Origin of the sequence: Kitasatospora sp. NPDC057595, from assembly GCF_042800875.1 — a bacterium.
Lineage (GTDB): Bacteria > Actinomycetota > Actinomycetes > Streptomycetales > Streptomycetaceae > Kitasatospora.
On sequence record NZ_JBHVGL010000034.1, the window covers coordinates 1 to 18712 of the forward strand.

The following is an 18712-nucleotide window of genomic DNA, read 5'->3' on the forward strand; positions in this document are numbered from 1 at the left end:
GCGGCCACCGTCGCGTGCGGGTCGGCGTCGAACCCCAGCTTCCGGCCTTCGAGGAAGCGCCGCAGCGCCGTCTCGGCGTACCACTCGTCCTCGAAGCCGCCGCGACGAATCGTGCGCCGGCGGCCCGTGAGGGAGGGGATGTCGACGGCGAACGTCCATGTACCGTGCCTCTCCTCGGCCAGGCGCGGACACGCTGCTCCGAGCTGGCGCCGGTCGGCGTCCCGGCACCCGCAGCGGCGGTAGACCCGGCCTGGCCGTCCTGACTTGCGCACTTCTTGCCCCTCCAGCGGTCATTGGCTCTTGATCGGCTCGCGGAGGCTACCGGTGCAACGGGCCGGAGGGTCGTATGCGACCACCATGCGATCACCAACGCCGAATCAGGCCCCTGACCTGCGGCTCGCGGTGAGGATCCGCACCTGGGCGGGCCGGATGTGCGGGAGGCTCTGGCTTGGCCTTTCTCGGCTGTTCGGCTGCCTGCGGAAGGGAGTGCGGACGCCCAGATTCGTTACCTTGTGTAACCGTCCTGGGGTTGTGGCCGGGAGGCTGCGCGGGTTGCGCCCGCAGTGCAGACTCTTGACGGATGGCCGTGTTTGGGATAGGGAGATGGGCCGACCTGGAGGTGTGTGGTGCGGCCTTCGAGCGCCCCTCCATCCGCAAATTGGTCACATAGCGTTACTGGAATCATCAGATGAGCGGTTCGCGGTGGGCGGCGGTCTCACGGACGAGCTGGGCGAAGCGCTCGCGGCTGCGCTTCTGGCGCAGGGCGGCCGTTCGGGTGTCGGCGTCGGGTGGGCGCCGGTCGGTCATTCGTCGTCCGGAGCCTCCGTTGGTGTGTCGCCGGTGAGGCCGGAGATCATCCGGGCGTAGGCGTGTTCGGCGCGTTCGTCGAGCTCGTCGAGGGGGATGCCGGTGTCGCGGGCGTACGCCTCGCGGAAGATGACGTAGCCGACCAGGGCGGATGCCGCCATGACGTGGGCCGCCACCGCGTCGGCGTCGGGCGGCAGTGCGCCTTCGCGCTGGTCGCGCTCCAGGCTGCGGCGGGTCCGGGCGAACCGGGGCAGCGCGTTGACGCCCTCGTCGCCGTCGAGGGCCAGCAGGGCCTCCAGCCGGACGACCTCGGGCTCGGCCAGCCGGTGCCGGAACATCGCGGCCCTGCGCTCGGCGAACGGCAGGTCCCAGAACTGCGGCTCCTTGTCCGCTGCCTGACGGTCGACCAGGTCTGCGACCGAGGCCCGCAGCAGGGCCTGCCGGCTGCCGAAGTACTGGTAGATCTGCCCGTGGTTGACCCCGGCCTCGGTCGCGATCTCCCGCAGGTTCACGCCCGCGAGGACGCCGTCGCGCTGGAGCAGGCGGCGCGCGGCGTCGAGCAGGTCGGCCTCGGTCTCCTGCCGGCTGCGGCGCCGTCGCCGTGGCCGGCCGGTGTCGTTCGCGTCCGGTTTCTCGTCCATGGGCCGGGCTGTCTCCATTCGCCGCGATGTGCTTCCGGGGTCTTGCCCCCGCGCGGGTCCTAGCCTAGGGTCCCGCTAACAACGTTCCGTTAATAACGGAACGTTACGTAAAGCTTAGGGGCATCGCATGGCGACTCTTCCACTCGCGGGCATCCGCGTGCTCGACCTGTCCACCGTTCTCGCGGCGCCGGTCACCGCGACCTTCCTGGGCGACTTCGGCGCCGAGGTGATCAAGGTCGAGGAGCCCGGGCACGGCGACTTCACCCGGGGCGGCGCCGGCGGCGGCCGCACCCCGTACTGGGCCCAGGAAGCCCGCAACAAGAAGTCCGTCACGCTCGACCTGCGCACCGCCCGCGGGCAGGAAATGGCACGCGGGCTGGTCCCGCACTTCGACGTGGTCATCACCAACTACCGGCCCTCGACCCTGGAGAAGTGGGGCCTGGACCCGGAATCCCTGAGCGTCCTCGCGCCGGACGCGATCCTCGTGTACGTCACGGGTTACGGCCTGACCGGCCCGTACCGCGACCGCGGCTCCTTCGACCGGATCGCCAGCGCCTTCGCCGGGTTGACCCACGTCACCGGCGACCCCGACCGCCCGCCGGTGCGCAGCGGGTACTCGACGATCGACTACATGGCCGCCTACCTCGGCGCCTTCTCGGTGGTCACCGCCCTCTACCACCGCGACACGGCGGGCGGCGGCGGCCAGGTCGTCGACCTGGCGCTCTACGAGGCCGGGTTCCGCGCCTCCGAGGACGCCCTGGCGGCGTACGCCACCACCGGCCGGGTCCGTGAGCGGCTCGGCAACCGCAACCCGCTGATCGTCCCCGCCTCCGACTTCACCACCGCGGACGGCCGCCGGCTGTCGCTGCACGCGGGGACCGATCCGCTGTTCCGCCGGCTGACCGCCGTCATGGGCCGCCCGGAGCTGGCCGACGCGCCCGAGTACGCCACCCGCCTCGCGCGCAGCGAGCACGCCGACGGCCTCTACGCGATCATCGCCGAGTGGGTCGCCGGCCACACCGCCGACGACCTCGCGCGGCTGCTCAACGACGCTGGCGTGCCGGCCTCGCCGCTCATGAGCATCGCCGACATCGCGGCCGACCCGCACTACCGGGAGCGCGGCAGTGTGGTCCAGGTCGAGGACGCCGAGTTCGGTGAGCTCCCCATGCCCGCCCCCTTCCCGCGCCTGTCGCGGACCCCCGGCAGCATCCGCAGCACCGGGCCGGCGCTCGGTGAGCACAACGCGGAGGTCTACCGGGACCTGCTCGGCCTCGGCCCCTCCGACCTCGCGGCCCTGCGGGCCGGGGGAGTGATCTGATGAGAGCGGTCGAACCGGCGGCCTTCGGCGCCCGCCTCGACCGGCTCCCGCTCAGCGCGTTCCACCGGCGGCTCGTCCTGGCCCTGGCCGGCATGATCCTCTTCGAGTGGGTCGAGACCTACTCCTTCGCGTTCGTCGCCCCCGCGCTTCGCTCTCAGTGGGGCCTGTCCCTGGGGGACATCGCCGCTGTCGCCGGCGTCGCCTCGCTCGGCGCGTTCGCCGGCGGCATCCTCGCGGGCCGGCTCGCCGACCGTGCCGGGCGCCGCCGCACGATGCTCGTCTTCGTCACGGTCTACTGCGCGGCGACCGTGCTGTGCGTGCTGGCGCAGAATCCCTGGCAGCTCGTGGTGGCGCGCTTCGCCGCCCACTTCGGCACCCAGGGCATGGCGGTGGTGGCCATCGTCGTCCTGACCGAGTTCGTCCCGGCGGCCCACCGGGGACGGTTGCAGACCTACAAGGTGGTCATCGGCTCGCTCGGCATTCCCGTCGCCGGATGGTCGGGCTACCTGCTCGTGCCGTACGCGGACTGGGGATGGCGGGCGGTCTTCGCGCTCGGGCTTCTCGGGAGCGTCTTCGCCTGGCTGATCCGCCGGTGGGTGCCCGAGAGCCCGCGCTGGCTGGCCGCCCGGGGCGACCTCGTGCGCGCGGAGACGATCGTCCGCCAGATCGAGCGCCAGTGCGGGGTGGACACGGCGGAACACGGGCCCGCGGCCCAGGCCGCGACGGCGGCCGGGTCCCCGCCCGCCGCGCCCGCGCCCGCGCGCCTGCGGGACCTGCTGGCCGGCACCCGCCGCCATACCTTCCTCACCGTGTCGGCGATGTGGACGGCCGGGCTCCTCGCGTACTCGGCCTTTCAGACCTGGACGCCCACCCTCCTCTCGGAGAACGGTCTCGAACTCGACGACACCCTCCTCCTGTCGGCCGTCCTCGCCACCGCGGCTCCGCTCGGCGCGCTGCTCGCCGCACCGCTCATCGACCGCTGGGACCGGCGCGTCAGCCAGTTCGTCCTCGGCCTGCTGACCGCGTTCGCCCTGGTGCTCTTCGCGCTCGTCCGGTCCCCGGCCGCCGTCCTGGTCCTCGGCTGCGCCGTCAACCTGCTCTTCCAGATGGCCATTCCGTTCCTCCAGGTGTACTCCGCCGAGGTCTTCCCCACCCGGATCCGCGCGCTCGGCTCCGGCACGGCCAACGCGCTGTCCCGGGTGGTCAACCTCGCGGCGCCCGCGCTGATCGCCTTCCTCTACACCGGTGTCGGCTACACGGCCGTCTTCGTCTTCCTGGCCTGCCTCGCCGCCGCGGGAGGCGTCATCGCCGTCACCGTCGGACCCCGGACGACCGGACTCAGCCTCGAAGCCGCCGCCCACGACGAACCCCACACCCCGTCCGCCGGCACCCCGCACTCCGCGCCCCATCCGCACCCAGGAGCACCCCGCCCATGACCGTCACCGACCTCTCCTACGCCTCGGCCACCGAACTCCTCGCCCTCATGCGACGCCGCGCCCTGTCGCCCGTCGAGCTGATGCACCACACCCTCGACCGGATCCGCACCCACGACGGCGCGCTGAACAGCGTCGTCCGACTCGACGCCGAACGCGCGCTCGCCGAGGCCGCCGACGCCACCGAGCGGATCGCCCGCGACGACGCCGCACTCGGGGCGCTCACCGGACTGCCCGTCCTCGTCAAGGACGGTGAGGACGCCGCCGGCCTGCCAACCAGCCACGGCACCCGCGCCTTCCGCGACAACCCGCCCGCCGCACACGACAACCTGCACGTCGCCAGGCTCCGCGCGGCCGGCGCCATCATCGTCGGCAAGACCAACATGCCGCCCATGGGCGCGGGCGTCCACACCGCCAACGAGGCGTTCGGCACCACCCGCAACCCCTGGGACACCACCCTCTCCCCAGGCGGCTCCAGCGGCGGTTCGGCCGCGGCCGTCGCCGCCGGACTCGTCGCCCTCGCCACCGCCGGCGACGGCGGCGGCTCCACCCGCATCCCCGCCGCCCTGTGCGGGGTCGTCGGCCTCAAGCCGAGCCGCGGTCGCATCCCGCAGGGGCTGGCCCGCACCACCCACTGGCCCCGCAACACCGTCCTCGGCTGCGTCACCCGCACCGTGCGGGACACCGCACTCCACCTCGACGTCGCCGCCGGACACCACCCGGCGGACCCGTACTCGCTGCCCGCGCCCGCCGCCCCCTACCTCGACGCCCTCGACCGGCCCGTCCGGCGCCCGCAGGAACTGCGCGTCCGCGTCATGCGCACCTTCGGCGTCGCCGAACCCGCCCAGCCGCAGCTCGCCGCCCTCGAACGGACCGTCGACACCCTGTGGGCCCTGGGCTTCCGCGTCGTGGACGAGGACGCCCCGCTGCCCGGTGCCGACGACTTCCCGTTGTTCGCCCAGCTCCGGCAGAAGGTCCTCGCCCGCGCCCGGCTCACCAGCGTCCTGGACACCTACACCACCCGCCCGCAGGACTTCGAGCCGTGGTTCGCCGCCGCCCTCGACCAGGGCCGCGCGGTCACGATCGAGGAACTCGCCCGGTACTGGGAGCACCGAACCCGCCTCGACCGATGGGCGGCCGCCCTGTTCACCGACCACGACCTCCTGCTCACCCCCACCGTCCCGACCACCGCCTGGCCGGCCGAAGGCCCCGACATCGAAAAGGCCCTGCGCGAGCGGACCATCCCGATCGCCTACACGTCCGTCTTCAACGACACCGGACACCCGGCGATCAGCGTGCCTTCCGGGCCCGCCCCCGGCGCCGCGGGGCCGCCCTGCGCCGTCCAGCTCGTCGCACCCCACTACCGCGAGGACCTGCTGCTCGCCGCAGCGGCCCTGCTGGAAGAGGCCAACGGGGTCCGCCACCCCTGAGCGCCACCGGAAGGACCACCTTGTCGGGCCGGCTCGATCCCGCTCGCGGAGACCGGCCACCAGGGCCTCCCGCTCACCGGCCCGCCCTGGCGGCGGGCCCCGCAGCTCGGCACCCTGCTCAACGCCGCAGCCTGACCGAACTGATCGTCCTCAACCGGCCCGAGACGGTGACGGGCAACTCGGCGGTGACCGGGCCCTCGGTGATGACGGCCACCGCCAACTCGACCAGCGCCGAGGGCACCCCGACGGCGGCGCCGGCTACGACGACGGGCGTGGCCCCGGTCAGTCCCGGGAGGAACGAGGCTTCTGGCCAGCGGGTTTGGAGAGCAGACCGGAGCCCTGCGCATGGGGGGACGGCGAGAGGAAGCGGGGAAGCGCCAAGCAGCGCTCCGGCAGGCGGGGACGGGTGTTCATTCCGTCCAGCGCCTTCGGTTGCCACTCGTCGTGCCGTTCTTCCTCGCCGCCGTGCCGGCGCAGGCCGCCGGCGGCTCGCTGAACGTGTCGGTGGAGGCGGTCCCGGGGACCGTGAAGTCCGGTGAGGGCGCGTCATTCCGGGTGCAGTGGACGTGCAGCGGCAGCGGAACGTGTGACGACGCGAAGATCTCGGTTCCGGTACCGACGGCGCTGGCGTCGTCGAACGCGTTCCCCACGCCCACCCCGTCACCGCCGGTGACGGGCTCACCGTGACCGGACCGGCCGACGGCACCCTGCTCATCAAGGGGACCGTCGCACCCGGTCAGACCGCGACCGTGACGTATCAGGTCAAGGTCAAGGCCCACGGTGGCCAGGGCGACCACCGCCTCGGGAACTTCCTCGCCCCGGCCGGCCAGGAGCCGCCGACCGCGTGCGTCCCGCAGAACCCCCTGTGCACCGAGAACCCGACCCGCCCGTCGGCCACGCCGGGGTCCGAGGGGCCGGGTGGGATCCTGCCCAGGACCGGTGCCCAGATCTCGGCCGCCGTACTCGCCGCAGCCCTGCTGCTCGGGTTCGGCGGCTGGATGGTCGTGCGCAGCCGACGCCGCCACCCCGGTGAGGGCGCCGACGAGTCCTGACACGCGGCCCCGGGCCCCAACCCGACAAGGGTTGGGGCCCGGGGCCGGGGTTCCCACGTGCCGTCCCACGCGCCGCGTGGCTACCGGCGCTTCGCGGTGGGGGCGCGGCGCGCGGGGTGTTCGAGCCCCTTTCGGCGGTGGAGACCGAGGGGGTTCGTGGCGGTGCCGCTCGGAGGGGGATCCGAGCGGCACCGGTGGCGAGGGGTGTCGAGGCCCTGGCTCAGAGGACCTCGTAGTTGGCCATCATGGCCATGTCCTCGTGTTCGAGGTTGTGGCAGTGGAGCATGTAGCGGCCTCGGTAGCCGTCGAAGCGGACGAGGACCTCGACGACCTCGTAGGGGCGGACGTCGACGGTGTCCTTCCAGCCGGCGTCCGTGGGGGCCGGGGGCCTGCCGCCGCGGGAGAGGACCAGGAAGTGGGCGAGGTGGAGGTGGACCGGGTGGTGGAAGTCGCTGCTGAAGCGCCATCGCTCGACGGTTCCCAGGCGGGGGTTCGCCAGGGACTCCGCGCTGTTGAAGGGCTTGCCGTTGATCGTCCACATCGCGTGTCCGTCGTCCCCGCCGCTGCGGCGGAAGTCGAACCGGCGGGTCTTCGTGGCGGTCCTGGGGTCGGGCGAGGCGGGGGTTCCGGAGAGCTGGGTGGGGATCCGGCTGGTGTCGTTCTCCTTGCGGGTGACGCGGAAGCGCATCACCTGGCGCATCCTCCCGTCGGCCAGGGTGTTGACCAGGGTGACGTGGCTGCCGACGGGGCAGGCGGCGAAGTCGACGACGACGTCGAAGCGTTCGGCGGGTGCGACGGGTATCGCGCTGAGGGTCCGCGGCGCCGGCAGGAGGCCCGCATCGCTGCCGACCTGGACGAACGGCAGGTCGTCCCCGTGTTCCCGCTCCAGTGCCAGGCGGTAGCGGCGGGCGTTGGAGGCGTTGAGCAGCCGGAGCCGGTAGCGGGTGGCCGAGACCTCCAGGACGGGCCAGGGGGCGCCGTTGACGAGCTGGACGTCGCCGAGCACTCCGTCCATGTACGCCTCGTCCACGCCGGGTGTTCCGACGCAGCCCGGTGAGACGGCGGGGTAGCGGAACGAGCCGTCCTCCTCGAAGGCCCGGTCGCACAGGAGGAGGGGAATGTCCTTCTCGCCCTTGGGCAGGGGGAGGGCGTCCTCCTCGTCGTCGTGGACGAGGAACATGCCGGCCAGTCCGCGCCATACCTGCGGTGCGCTGAAGTCCATGCGGTGATCGTGGTACCAGAGCGTCGCCGCGCGTTGGTTCAGCGGGTATTCGTAGGACTTGTAACCCTCCATGACGTTCCAGTCGGAGGCCGCCACGTTCATGCCGTGGTCCGCCTGGTGCGACTTGTAGCTTCCGTTGCGCAACTCGGCGCCGCACTGCGCGGGGAGGAGCAGGTCGGTGGGGTAGCCGTCCGAGTCCGGTGGTGTGACACCCCCGTGGAGGTGCATGGAGGTGGGGACGGACAGCTTGTTGGCCAGTTGGACGACCATCGGCCGCCCCGACCGGCCGACGAACGTCGGACCGGGGAAGATGCCGTCGTACCCCCACACGGTCGTCTTCGTGCCGGGCACGATCTCGACGGCGGCCTCGCGTTGGGTGAGGTCGTAGTAGTCCGTGCCGTTGACGGTGCGGACCGGGGTCGCGACGGGCGGCAGGGCCAGCGGCACGGTGAAGGCCTCGGGCGGTCGCAGTGCGCTGGTCAGCACCTTGCCGGTCTTCTCGCCCGTCACCGCGGCGTACGTGGCCGCGCCGAGGGGGACGGCCAGGCCCGCGCCGGCGCCGGCCGCGAGGGTGAGGAACCGTCGGCGGGAGGTCACCGGCCGTCCTCCCAGGCGGGCTTCCGGGGCCCGGGCCGGGCCGGGCGGAAGGTGAAGGCCCAGTACGTCAGCGCCGCGCCGAGCCCGAAGATGGCCATGCCCAGGGGGAGGTGGCCTCCGAGCATCCGGGCTGCGCCCAGCCCCTGCTGGGCGCTGAGCAGGCCGAGCAGGCCCACCGCGCCGAGCAGGGGCCACAGCGGTCCGCGCAGCGCCCGCCACACGGCGGCGGCGGCGAGGGCCTCGACGACGACCAGCGCGCTCAGGAGCTGCGCGTTGGCCGCGTGCCAGGCGAGGAACTCGACGTCGCCGGTGACGAAGAGACCAGCCAGGGCCGCCTGGAAGAGCGTGTCGAGGAGAAACAGGACGGAGACGGCTCTGAACAGGGTGACTGCCCGAACCCACGGTGACCGGGGTGCGTCGGTCACCAGGAGGGCCTGTCGGGCGAGAGACTCGGCTCGGGCCGGAACGGATGCCGGCGCGGCATCGCGTGTGTGGGCCATCTGCGTTTCTCCGATCTTCGTGGTCCGGCCCCGTCCTGTCACGGGGGCGCTAGTGCTGTGGTGCGGGCGCGGCTGCTCGGGCCGGGTCCGCACGGAGTTGACGGGAGGCGAGGAGCGTGAGGGCTCCGGCCGCCGCCAGGACCCCGAAGGCCAGCCGGTAGGACGCGCTTTGGGCCTCCGCGCCTCCGAGGTGTTCGGCGGCGTTCAGCTGGATGGTCGCGATCAGGTTCACGCCGACGGCGGCACCGACGTTGCGGCACAGCGTCACGGCGCCGGTGTAGGAGCCCAGCTGTTCGGCGGGGGCCGTGTTCTGGACCTGGACCAGGCAGGTGGCGGTGGTGAAGCCGGTGCCGAGCCCGACGCAGAGCTGGGTGACGACCGCGAGCGGCAGCGACGGGTGCGTCGTCGTGATGAACAGCAAGGGGCCCAGAGCCAGCAGCACGGCTCCGGAGGTGGCGACCGTCCGGGCGCCGAACCTGCTGATCAGGCCTCCGCAGACGGCGGCGCCGCCGACCCAGCCGAGCGCGCCGACCATGACCACGAGACCGCTCGCGGTCTCCCCGGTCGCGCCGCTCCGGGTGAGTGCCAGCGGGAGCTGGGTGACCGAGGCGTAGAGCACGACGGAGGCGCCGATCGACACGACCGCCGCGGCCCGGATCTCCCGCCGGCGCACGAACGCCACCGGGACCAGGGAGGCCGCCGGGTTGCGCCGTACCTGGGCGATCTGGAGCGCGGCAGCACCGATCAGGACCACACCGGCCAGGACCAGGACGGGCAGGGCCGGGGAGACCAGGAGCGTCAGCAGCGCGGTCAGGCCTGCGGAGAAGGTCACCAGGATCGGGACGTTCAGCCGCGCCCGGGCCCGTGTGCCACGGCTCGCGCCCGGTGCCAGGCGTGCGACGACCAGGGCGGTGCCGAGCGCGATCGGCAGGTTGAGGGCGAAGACCCAGCGCCAGCCGACCGTGGCCTGCGCCGCCGACCCGAGGGCCGGCCCGACGACGGCGGCCAGCCCCCACACGCCGGACAGCAGCCCCTGCATCCGGGCGCGCCCGGCGGCGTCGAAGAGCTGGCCGACCAGGACGTAGGACAGGGTGACGACGGCTCCGGCCCCGAGCCCCTGCAGGGCCCGGGCGGCGATCAGCAACGGCATGTCCGGGGCGGCGGCCACGCCGGCCGAGCCGGCGGCGAAGAGCAGCAGGGCGACGCTCATGGTCGCCTTCGAGCCGAACCGGTCGGCGGCGGCGCCGGCCACCGCGGTGGCCAGCACGCTGCACAGCAGGAAGCCGGACACCAGCCACGGGTAGAGCTCTTCGTGGCCGAGCGTGCGGGCCATGGTCGGCAGCAGCGAGCCGACGACGGTCGAGTCCGCGGCGGCGAGGAAGAGCGCCAGGAGCGCGCCGGCGATCAGGGCGCGGCGCCCCGCCGGGGCGCCGCCTCCCGTCTTCGCCGTCTCCGGCGCCTCGTCGAGGAGGGTCACCGGGCCCCGCCGTCGGACTTGAGGCTGCGCTCGAACTCCTGGAACCCGTCCTCGATGCCGATGTGGATGTCGTTGAGCACGAGGTAGCCCTGGGCCACGAGCGGGGAGTCCCGCAGTTCCTCGACCAGGAAGTAGTACGCCTTGAGGTCCTCGGTCTCCAGGAGCGCGAAGTCGGTGAAGGTGGTGTGGAACGCCTCGGCGTCGAAGAAGCGGGCCTTCACCCGGTCCGCGTACTTGCCGAAGACGGGGTGGATGTGGGCGGCCTCCAGGGCTCCGCGCTCCTCGCGGGGCAGGTTCAGCCAGGCCGGCGTGAACGAGTACTTCAGGATGACGGCGTACTTCATCAGGGGATCCTTCGCTTGTGGGACTTCAGCGGACTTCAGGAGACTTCAGGGGTCTTGCGGGTGGGGCCACGGCTCCGGGACCCGTCGGGGGACACGGGCCCCGGAGCCGTGGAGCTCTGTCAGACGTGGATCGAGGTGGCGCCGCTGAACCTCTCCAGGAGGGCGCGCGTCTCCTCGTCGATCGCATCGTCGAGCTTGGTGATCGGCCCGGACAGGGCGTGCTTCGAGAAGGCGATCCCCAGCTGGGTCTGCATCTCGTGGATCAGGTTGCCCTCGGTGTAGTCCAGGCCGAAGACCGTCTTCGCCTGCTGCTCGAACAGCCCGGCCAGGCGGAAGTTCAGCTCCTCCGTCGCGGTGATGATGCGTCGCATCGCCGCGTGCTCCTCGGCGTCGAAGGACGGGATGAGCTGGTCGATCACCCAGTGGTCGGTCCGGATGTGACGTTCCTCGTCCAGGTTGTGCAGGTGGAGCAGCTTGGACAGGAAGTACTGCATCTGCGGGTCGTGGGACCGCGTGCGGCGCTCGATGACGGTGATCAGCGACTCGCCGATGTACGCCGTGCAGCAGAGCGCCGCGAGCTTGACGTACGGGGACTCGTCGCCCAGGAACAGCGCGAGGCGCTCGGCGAAGAGGTTGTCGGGCAGGGTGAAGTCGGTGCCGCCGAGCTCGCGCACGTACCGGTAGAAGGCGTTGGCGTGGTTGAGCTCCTCCGAGGCGAAGCAGGAGAGCGCGTCGTGGAGGCCGCGCCCCTCGGTGAACGGGTCCTCCTTGCCCTGGACCTCGGACAGCACGATGGACATGACCGCCGAGACGTGCCGCTCGATCTCCGCGAGCTGGGCGAGCTCCTTGACCGCGTAGGCGACGGCGGCCTGCTCGTGGCCCTCCTCGGCGAAGCAGACCCGGGACAGGAAGGCCAGTTCGGCCTCGCCCCGCGCCTTCTCCCAGGGGAGGGCGTTGGGGTGGAAGGTGTTGATGTGGGCGAGTTCGTTGACCCGCTCCAGCGCCTGGGCGGTCACGCGGCCTCCACCTCGATGTAGCTGAGCGCGTTGTAGATCGTGCGGGCGGTGTCGACGATCTCCCGACGGCCGTGCATCACCCGGGTGTTGTCGATGAGGGCGACGTCGCCGTCCTGCCATTCGAGGTTCTCGGTGAGCCGCTCGGTGACCTCCTCCACCTCCGCCAGCAGGGCGGGGGCGAACTCGGTGCCGTCGGCGAACGTGATGCGGGGCTTCTCGTAGTTGGTGGAGGGCCCGAGGATCGAGTTCGCGAAGGCGATCCGGTCGCCGAACAGGGTGGACGCCGCGGCCGGCGTGCGGAACGCGTAGGTGATCCCGCCGTCCTGCTGGAGGGCGACCTCGGTGCCCGGGGCGGCGGCCGCGAGGCTCAGGAGGTGGTCGAAGGTGATCTCCTCCTGCGGCACCCGCTGCTGGAGCATGTGGAAGGCCATGGCCCGCCACTGCTTCTCGCCGACGTACCGGGAGTAGACGATGTCCTGGGCCGAGAAGGCGGCCCTGGCCTCGTCGGAGAGCGCCTCCCACACCCGGTGGCCGTCGCAGACGGTGGTCTGCGAGCCCTCCCGGGCGGCCTTCTCGGAGAAGAACCAGGCGAGGTGGGAACGGAACGGGTTGTTGCCGTTCTCGGTGTGCAGGCCGATCGGGCCCGTCCCGGCGTCGACCTTCTGGGCGACCTCCGAGTAGAAGTCCCGCGCCGGGTCGATGGTGGTGGAGACGCTGGTGTTCTTCACCAGTGCGGTGAACGACTCCATGTCGGCGCCGAACCCGCGCAGCAGGAGGAAGCCGGACTCGGCGAGCAGCTTCAGCAGGTGGTCCCGGTCGATGTCGGCGATCGAGCCGGGGCCGGCCGGCGTGATCACGAGGCCCCGGCCGTGGCCGTAGGGCGCGGTCAGCAGTGCGGTGGTCATGCGTGCTCCTCGATCAGGTCCTGCTGCAGCAGGAACTCGCGGACGGCCGGCCGCTTCGGGCGGCCGGTGACGGTGAAGCAGGTGAGGTAGCGGGGGTCGGACTCCCGCATCAGACGGATCTCGGTGACCCGTTCGACGTCGGACAGGTGCTCCTGCCCGAAGGCGGCGATCCGGTCACGGATCTCGTCGTGGTCGCCGTCGTCGTCCACGACGAACAGGCCCCGGACGGTGTCCAGACCGTCCGCCAGGACGACGGCCTCCCGGACGAACCCGAGCTGCCGGTACTGGCCCTCGACCCACTCCGGCGAGATGTTGCGGCCGCCGGCGGTGATGATGATGTTCTTCTTGCGGCCGACGATCCGGATGTAGCCGTCCTCGTCGATCTCCGCCAGGTCGCCGGTGTGCAGCCAGCCGTCCTCGTCGACCGCACAGCTGGACGGGTCCTCGACGGTGTACCCGGCGAACAGCGAACTGCTGCGGACGTACAGCTCGCCGTCCTCGGCGAGGCGTACCGAGACGTGGTCGAGCGGCTTGCCGACGGTGCCGGGGCGTACGTTCCCGGGGAAGTTCCACGCCACCACCGAGCTGTTCTCGCTCAGGCCGTAGCCCTCGTAGAGCGGGAGCCCGTACTCCTGCAGCCGGACGAGCACCTCCGGCGGCACCGGGGCGCCCCCGCAGGCGATGAAGACGCTGTCCGGGTGGCCGAACAGCCGCTCGCGTCGCTGCGCCAGGCTCTCGTCGGGCCGGGCGTCGCACACGGCGAGCAGCAGGGCCGCCATCGTCGGCGGGACCACCATGGCGGTGGGCCGGGCCGAGCGCAGCAGCGCGAGCATGCGCGGCGCGGCGTCGCCCGAGGTGCCGACCAGGGCGGTGCCCGGCGGCAGGAACGCCACCGATCCGCCCGCCAGGAAGGGCATGTACAGACCGGTGACCTGCTCCACGAGCAGGCTGAGCGGCACGATGGACAGGTACCGGTGGAACACCTGGGGGTCCGTGCGGGCGGCCAGCGAGGCCAGGAGCGACTCGACCCCGTGACGCCTGATCATCACACCCTTGGGGACCGAGGTGGTCCCCGAGGTGTGGATGATCTTGAAGACGGCGTCCTCGTCCTCGGAGGGCGGGGCGGCGGGCCCGCGCTCGCCGCGGTCGGCGGCGGACAGGAGTTCCGGCAGGTCGACCGGGAGGACCGGGCAGTCCCGCGTGAACACGTTCTCCGCGCCCCACTGCGCCAGCCGTTCGCGGCCTCGCCCGTCGACCAGGCAGGCGTCGGCCGTGGCCAGCAGCGAGGCGGCCTGCTCCGCGGAGAACGCGGTCGGGACGGGGACCTCCACCGCACCGGAGAAGAGCAGCCCGAGGTCGGCGACGACCCATTCGGCCGAGTTCTCGGCCAGCAGGCCCACCCGAGGGGCGCGACCGATGCGGGCGGCCAGGGCGGACAGTTCGGCGGCGAGCTCCCGTGCGGCCCCGATGATCTGACGGTACGTCCAGGTCTGCGAGGCGCCGCCGGTGGCGGAGAGCACCTCCACCATGGTCCGGTCGCTCTCGGCGCGGGCCAGCAGCCCGCCGATGAGGGAGGCGCGGGGCTCAGACACCGGCGAGCTCCCTGCGGCTCGGGATCAGCTTCATGTCGATGGAGTTGAAGTGGTAGCGGCCGACGCCGTTGACGAAGGACGAGGTCTGGTCGGCGATCACCGCGTAGACGACCAGGGGCTTCTGGTCGTAGAAGGTCCCCCAGTTCTTCAGCTCCTCCGGGTCGAGGCGCCCCGGGTCGGCCTCGCCGACCGGGTTGAAGATGATGCCGAGCCGGCGCTGGAGGGCCAGCGAGCGCTGCGTCGAGGTCATGACGGCGTACCGGCAGCCCCGGCTCCACAGGACGACGGCGAGTGCCTTGAAGAGTTCGGCTCCGGCCGTGGCGCGGACCGAGGCCACGGACCCCAGCTGGATGATCTCGCCACGGTTGACCGGGACCTGCCGGTGCGAGGAGATCAGGCTCTCGACCGGGACGTCCAGGTACGTCTCCAGGAAGAGCGGGTCGGCGCCGGCGACGGTGATCCCGGTGCAGGCCAGAACCTCTTCGGCACCGGACTCGGAATCCTTCTCCAGATAGGAGAGGAAGAATTCGGGGTTCACTTCGACATTTGCGCCGAAGCTGTCGGAATAGACCTTCTGGACGAGCTTGGCGGATTCCATCCACCATGTTGATCCGCGTTCAGACAGAAGAATTCTCATGAGATTCTATCTCCCCGTTGATGTGCGCGTTTCTTGATGCGGCAGCGAGGATCTCTCCGGGTCGCTGCCGGGTGAGCCGCCGCCGACCATCACTGGAGAGCGGCGACAGTGATGTCGTCGAGGCCGTGCTCGGTGGCGTTGACGTGCTGATTCGCCGGCCACCCGGCCAGTGGCCCACGTGGCCCACGTGGCCCACGTGGCCCACGTGGCCCGCGCGGTGCGGCGGAAGCGGCGAAGAGGCCCAGGGCCAGCGTGGCCGGCGACAGGAACTCTGCGGATTCGATGGGTTCCGCGAACATTTCTCACCCCCCAGGGAAATGTCGTGACGCGCCTGGGGTCTGCGCTCTCGCCCCCCCTGGCGATGAGGAAACCATACCGCACCAAGCGGAAGGTCCCAAGCGATTTACGGGTGGATCTCCGTGCACGCAGCAGCCGTTGAAAAATTGACTTCCCGCGCCCCGTCGGGTGCCTTTTCCATTGCCCTTTTTCGGACGATTGGCCGCGCCGCTTCCCCGATGCCTACACGCCGGCGCGGACGCGCTCGCCGACGGACGCGGACGGGGGCTCCGCGTCCTCGCTCTCGCGCACGCCGTGCCGCTGCCACCACCGGGCCATCGGGGCCGGGGCCCACCAGGCGGCGCGCCCCAGCAGGCGCAGGACGGCGGGCATCAGCAGCAGCCGCACGATCGTGACGTCGAGGACGATCGCGACCGCCATGCCGACGCCGATCATCTTCACGAAGCTGATGCCGGAGGTGGAGAAGGCGGCGACCACCACGACGAGGAGCAGCGCGGCACTGGTGATGATGCGGGCGCTGCGCTGGACGCCGGAGGCGACGGCCTCGACGGGGTCCCCGGTGCGGTCCCACTGCTCGCGCATCCGGGCGAGCAGGAACACCTCGTAGTCCATCGACAGCCCGAACAGCACCGCGAGCATCAGGATCGGCTGGCTGGCGTCGATCGTCCCGGTCGCGGTGAAGCCGAGCAGGGAGTCCCCGTGCCCCTGCTGGAACACCCAGACCACGACACCGAAGGCGGCGAACAGCGACAGCGCGTTCATCAGCACCGCCTTCGCCGGCAGGACGACCGAGCCGAAGGCGAGGAAGAGCAGCAGCATCGTGGCGAGTGCGGCGGTCAGCGCCATCCACGGGAGGTGGGATCCCAAACTGTCGAGCTGGTCGACGAGTTCGGCGCTGGTCCCACCGACCAGCGTGGCGGAGTCCGCCGGCGGCTGCACACCGCGGATCGCGGTGACCAGGCCCCGGGCCTCCTTGCTCATCGGGTACTGCGAGTATCCGACCCGGACGAGGGCCGAGGAGCCCGCGGCGGAGACCACCCGCGCGTCGTCGACACCGGGGACCTGGGCGACCCGCTGGGCGAACGCCGCCAGCTCCGCCCGGGACTCCGGCCGGTCGGCCGGCCGGTCGCCGTTCAGCGTCACCACGACGGACATCGGCGAGGTCAGGTTGCGGGCGAAGTCGCGGTCGAGCTTCTCGCTCGTCACCCGGCTCCCGGTGCCCTCGGGCAGCACCTTCTCGGTGACGCCGCCCCAGTTGGCCTGCAACAGCGGGAGACCGACCGCGAGCAGGAGCGCGACCACCGGCACGGCGACCAGCACCGGCTTCGCCATGACCGCGCGTGCGGCGCGGTACCAACGGCCCTGCTGGGAGCGCTCGCCGGCGTGGGAGCGCCCCCCGGCGCGGCCGGAGCCCGGCAGGGGGATCCGCAGCGCGTTGACCCGTGTCCCCAGGGCGGCGAGCAGCGCCGGAAGGACGGTCAGCGACGCCGCCATGGCGATCGCGACAGCCGCGACGCCGCCGTAGCCCATGGACCGCAGGAAGCCCTGCGGGAAGATCACCAGACTGCCCACCGAGACGGCGACGGTGACACCGGAGAAGGCGACGGTCCGCCCGGCCGTCGCCATGGTGTTGCGCACGGCGGCGGCGACCTCGCGCCCCGCGTCCAGCTCCTCCTTGAACCGGCCCACCATGAACAGCGCGTAGTCGATGGCCAGGCCGAGGCCCAGCATCGTCACGATGTTCAGCGAGAAGACCGAGACGTCGGTGACCCAGGTCAGCATCCGCAGGACCGTGAAGGACCCGAGCACGGCCACGGCCCCGATCACCAGGGGCATGGAGGCGGCGGCGAGACCCCCGAAGATCAGCACCAGGAGGAGGAGCAGCAGCGGCGCGGAGAGCGTCTCGGCGCGCGACGTGTCCTCCTTGGTCAGCGCGCTCACATCGTCGAAGACCACCGCACGGCCGGTCAGGCCGAGGGTCACGCCCTCCGCCGCGAAGGAGCCCTTGATCCGGCCGAAGAGCTCCTTCGCCCCGTCGGCGTCGGGGGCGTTGAGCCGGAGCGAGGCGAAGGTCGCGTGCTGGTCGTGGGAGACGAACGCCGGCGAGCCCGTCGTCCAGAACGTGCGGACCGCGGCCACGTCGCTGCCGGACAGCCTGCGCAGCGAGTCCTCGACGGCCGTACGGAACTCCGGGTCCTGCACGGTGCGCCCCGGGTCGCTGAACAGCGCGATCACGTCGGTGCGTTCCCCCGGGAACCGCTGCTCGATCCGTTGCGCGGCCCGCTGCGACTCGCTGCCGGGAGTGTCCCAGCCCCCGCCGCTCAGCCGACTGCCGACCTGCCCGCCCCAGACCACTCCCACGGCGACGACGACGAGGCCCAGTACGAGCACGAGCCGCCTTCGCCGGACGACCAGGTCCCCCCAGCGCGAAAACACGACACCCCCATCCCCCGGCACTGAACGCAGCGCCGGGAAAGCGCAGTTAACAGTGTTCGCAAACGCCGTTAGCTAAAGCTATCTGCGTTAATCTTGTCAAGTGCGGGCACGCGCCGGTGCCCGTCCGGAGAACAGGAGCCACATGACCGCCCAGAGCGCCGCACTGCAGGACCGGAGGGCCCGGTTGCGCGAGGAGACCATGGCCGAGATCCTCCGCACGGCGAGGAAGCTGCTGGTGAACGAGGGCCCGAACGCCGTGTCGCTGCGGGCCATCGCCCGCGAGATGGGCATGACCGCCCCGAGCCTCTACCGCTACTACGGGCATCACCGTGACCTCGTGCAGGCCCTGACGGCCACCCTCTACGACGATCTGGCGGCCCATCTCATCCAGGCCAGGGACCAGTCCGAGGACTCCACGCCCGCGGGGCGGTTCCTTGCCTCCTCCCGCGCCATGCGGGACTGGATCCTCGGGCACAAGGCCGAGTTCACCCTGATCTTCGGCAAGCCGGTCAGTGATGCGGACTGCAGCCCCGGCGATCCCTGTCATGAGGCCAGCTGGCGCTTCGGGGGTGTCTTCGTCGGCCTGATGATGGAGTTCTGGAGGGCGGGAACGATCCCGACGCCCGCCCCCGGCACGCTCGACCCGCAGTGGTTGAGTCAGCTGGAGGAGGTCCGCGAGCACGTGGGCGCGGAGCCTCCCCTGGAGGTCCTCTGCGTCTTCGTCCAGGCCTGGGCCCGGCTGTTCGGGATGGTCTCCATGGAGGCCCTCGGCCACCTGGCCTTCGCCCTGTCCGACCCGGAGCCGATGTTCGAGCACACCCTGCGCGAGATCCTCGCCATGCTCCACCCAGCTCCGGCCGGTGCGGGCTCGGAGTTCGAGGCCGGGGTGGCCACCGTTCCCGCCTGATGTTCCCGCGAGCCGCCGGCGGCCTCGGCCCCGGCCGGACCGTCGTCCTGGCAGGTTGCGGCGGCAGGCCGGCGTGCAGGCTGAACCCGACGGGCACCGCA

16 protein-coding genes and 1 pseudogene are annotated in these 18712 nt (G+C 71.9%); 5 read left to right on the top strand and 12 right to left on the bottom strand.

Annotation, left to right across the window (positions count from 1 at the left end; all coding sequences use genetic code 11):
• The 3 genes and pseudogenes from ACFU9E_RS33195 to ACFU9E_RS33205 all read right to left on the bottom strand — a co-directional run.
• Positions 1 to 272, bottom strand: a pseudogene (locus ACFU9E_RS33195) (hypothetical protein); the annotation flags it as partial.
• A 412-nt stretch (positions 273 to 684) separates the two neighbouring features.
• Complete coding sequence (locus ACFU9E_RS33200) at positions 685 to 807, bottom strand: hypothetical protein (RefSeq protein WP_380687564.1); 123 nt, start codon at positions 805 to 807, stop codon at positions 685 to 687.
• Positions 804 to 1448 carry a TetR/AcrR family transcriptional regulator gene (locus ACFU9E_RS33205; RefSeq protein ID WP_380687566.1) on the bottom strand — a complete coding sequence of 215 codons (645 nt, stop codon included), beginning with the start codon at positions 1446 to 1448 and terminating at the stop codon, positions 804 to 806. The genes ACFU9E_RS33200 and ACFU9E_RS33205 overlap by 4 nt, the downstream gene beginning before the upstream one ends.
• Before the next feature lie 127 nt (positions 1449 to 1575).
• Between ACFU9E_RS33205 and ACFU9E_RS33210 the strand changes: the two genes are divergently transcribed.
• The 4 genes from ACFU9E_RS33210 to ACFU9E_RS33225 all read left to right on the top strand — a co-directional run bounded on the left by ACFU9E_RS33210 (position 1576) and on the right by ACFU9E_RS33225 (position 6681).
• The gene (locus tag ACFU9E_RS33210; RefSeq protein WP_380687568.1) at positions 1576 to 2766 is read left to right on the top strand and encodes a CaiB/BaiF CoA transferase family protein; all 1191 of its coding nucleotides are present in this window, start codon (positions 1576 to 1578) and stop codon (positions 2764 to 2766) included.
• Positions 2766 to 4202 carry an MFS transporter gene (locus ACFU9E_RS33215; protein ID WP_380687570.1) on the top strand — a complete coding sequence of 479 codons (1437 nt, stop codon included), beginning with the start codon at positions 2766 to 2768 and terminating at the stop codon, positions 4200 to 4202. The genes ACFU9E_RS33210 and ACFU9E_RS33215 overlap by 1 nt, the downstream gene beginning before the upstream one ends.
• A complete protein-coding gene (locus ACFU9E_RS33220) occupies positions 4199 to 5629 on the top strand; it encodes an amidase (protein WP_380687573.1) in 1431 nt (476 codons plus the stop codon). The genes ACFU9E_RS33215 and ACFU9E_RS33220 overlap by 4 nt, the downstream gene beginning before the upstream one ends.
• A gap of 683 nt (positions 5630 to 6312) precedes the next feature.
• Positions 6313 to 6681, top strand: a complete 369-nt coding sequence (locus tag ACFU9E_RS33225; protein ID WP_380687575.1) for an LPXTG cell wall anchor domain-containing protein — start codon at positions 6313 to 6315, stop codon at positions 6679 to 6681.
• 220 nt (positions 6682 to 6901) lie between these two features.
• Here the strand turns inward: ACFU9E_RS33225 and ACFU9E_RS33230 are convergent, their stop codons facing one another.
• The 9 genes from ACFU9E_RS33230 to ACFU9E_RS33270 form a co-directional block, all read right to left on the bottom strand.
• A complete protein-coding gene (locus ACFU9E_RS33230) occupies positions 6902 to 8500 on the bottom strand; it encodes a multicopper oxidase family protein (RefSeq protein WP_380684663.1) in 1599 nt (532 codons plus the stop codon).
• Positions 8497 to 8925: a hypothetical protein gene (locus tag ACFU9E_RS33235; RefSeq protein WP_380684664.1), complete on the bottom strand. Its 429-nt coding sequence runs from the start codon at positions 8923 to 8925 to the stop codon at positions 8497 to 8499. Before ACFU9E_RS33235 ends, ACFU9E_RS33230 begins: the two co-directional genes overlap by 4 nt.
• A 124-nt stretch (positions 8926 to 9049) precedes the next feature.
• Positions 9050 to 10477 carry an MFS transporter gene (locus ACFU9E_RS33240; protein WP_380684666.1) on the bottom strand — a complete coding sequence of 476 codons (1428 nt, stop codon included), beginning with the start codon at positions 10475 to 10477 and terminating at the stop codon, positions 9050 to 9052.
• On the bottom strand, positions 10474 to 10821 hold the full coding sequence (locus ACFU9E_RS33245; protein ID WP_380684667.1) for a darcynin family protein: 348 nt from the start codon (positions 10819 to 10821) through the stop codon (positions 10474 to 10476). The genes ACFU9E_RS33240 and ACFU9E_RS33245 overlap by 4 nt, the downstream gene beginning before the upstream one ends.
• Before the next feature lie 119 nt (positions 10822 to 10940).
• The gene (locus tag ACFU9E_RS33250) at positions 10941 to 11837 is read right to left on the bottom strand and encodes a hypothetical protein (protein ID WP_380684668.1); all 897 of its coding nucleotides are present in this window, start codon (positions 11835 to 11837) and stop codon (positions 10941 to 10943) included.
• On the bottom strand, positions 11834 to 12742 hold the full coding sequence (locus ACFU9E_RS33255) for a TauD/TfdA family dioxygenase (RefSeq protein WP_380684669.1): 909 nt from the start codon (positions 12740 to 12742) through the stop codon (positions 11834 to 11836). Before ACFU9E_RS33255 ends, ACFU9E_RS33250 begins: the two co-directional genes overlap by 4 nt.
• The gene (locus tag ACFU9E_RS33260) at positions 12739 to 14334 is read right to left on the bottom strand and encodes an AMP-binding protein (protein ID WP_380684670.1); all 1596 of its coding nucleotides are present in this window, start codon (positions 14332 to 14334) and stop codon (positions 12739 to 12741) included. The genes ACFU9E_RS33255 and ACFU9E_RS33260 overlap by 4 nt, the downstream gene beginning before the upstream one ends.
• Entirely contained in the window at positions 14327 to 14971 is a 645-nt protein-coding gene (locus ACFU9E_RS33265; protein ID WP_380684671.1) for a thermostable hemolysin, read from the bottom strand. The genes ACFU9E_RS33260 and ACFU9E_RS33265 overlap by 8 nt, the downstream gene beginning before the upstream one ends.
• Before the next feature lie 519 nt (positions 14972 to 15490).
• A complete protein-coding gene (locus ACFU9E_RS33270; protein WP_380684672.1) occupies positions 15491 to 17659 on the bottom strand; it encodes an MMPL family transporter in 2169 nt (722 codons plus the stop codon).
• Positions 17660 to 17846: 187 nt separating this feature from the next.
• Here ACFU9E_RS33270 and ACFU9E_RS33275 point away from each other — a divergent pair, with 187 nt between their 5' ends.
• A complete protein-coding gene (locus ACFU9E_RS33275) occupies positions 17847 to 18611 on the top strand; it encodes a TetR/AcrR family transcriptional regulator (protein ID WP_380684673.1) in 765 nt (254 codons plus the stop codon).
• The last annotated feature ends 101 nt before the right edge of the window (positions 18612 to 18712 follow it).

Coding starts and splice junctions, on each gene's coding strand:
- ACFU9E_RS33200 (WP_380687564.1), bottom strand. CDS start 807: ATGACCGACCGGCGCCCACCCGACGCCGACACCCGAACGGCCGCCCTG.
- ACFU9E_RS33205 (WP_380687566.1), bottom strand. CDS start 1,448: ATGGACGAGAAACCGGACGCGAACGACACCGGCCGGCCACGGCGACGG.
- ACFU9E_RS33210 (WP_380687568.1), top strand. CDS start 1,576: ATGGCGACTCTTCCACTCGCGGGCATCCGCGTGCTCGACCTGTCCACC.
- ACFU9E_RS33215 (WP_380687570.1), top strand. CDS start 2,766: ATGAGAGCGGTCGAACCGGCGGCCTTCGGCGCCCGCCTCGACCGGCTC.
- ACFU9E_RS33220 (WP_380687573.1), top strand. CDS start 4,199: ATGACCGTCACCGACCTCTCCTACGCCTCGGCCACCGAACTCCTCGCC.
- ACFU9E_RS33245 (WP_380684667.1), bottom strand. CDS start 10,821: ATGAAGTACGCCGTCATCCTGAAGTACTCGTTCACGCCGGCCTGGCTG.
- ACFU9E_RS33255 (WP_380684669.1), bottom strand. CDS start 12,742: ATGACCACCGCACTGCTGACCGCGCCCTACGGCCACGGCCGGGGCCTC.
- ACFU9E_RS33265 (WP_380684671.1), bottom strand. CDS start 14,971: ATGAGAATTCTTCTGTCTGAACGCGGATCAACATGGTGGATGGAATCC.
- ACFU9E_RS33275 (WP_380684673.1), top strand. CDS start 17,847: ATGACCGCCCAGAGCGCCGCACTGCAGGACCGGAGGGCCCGGTTGCGC.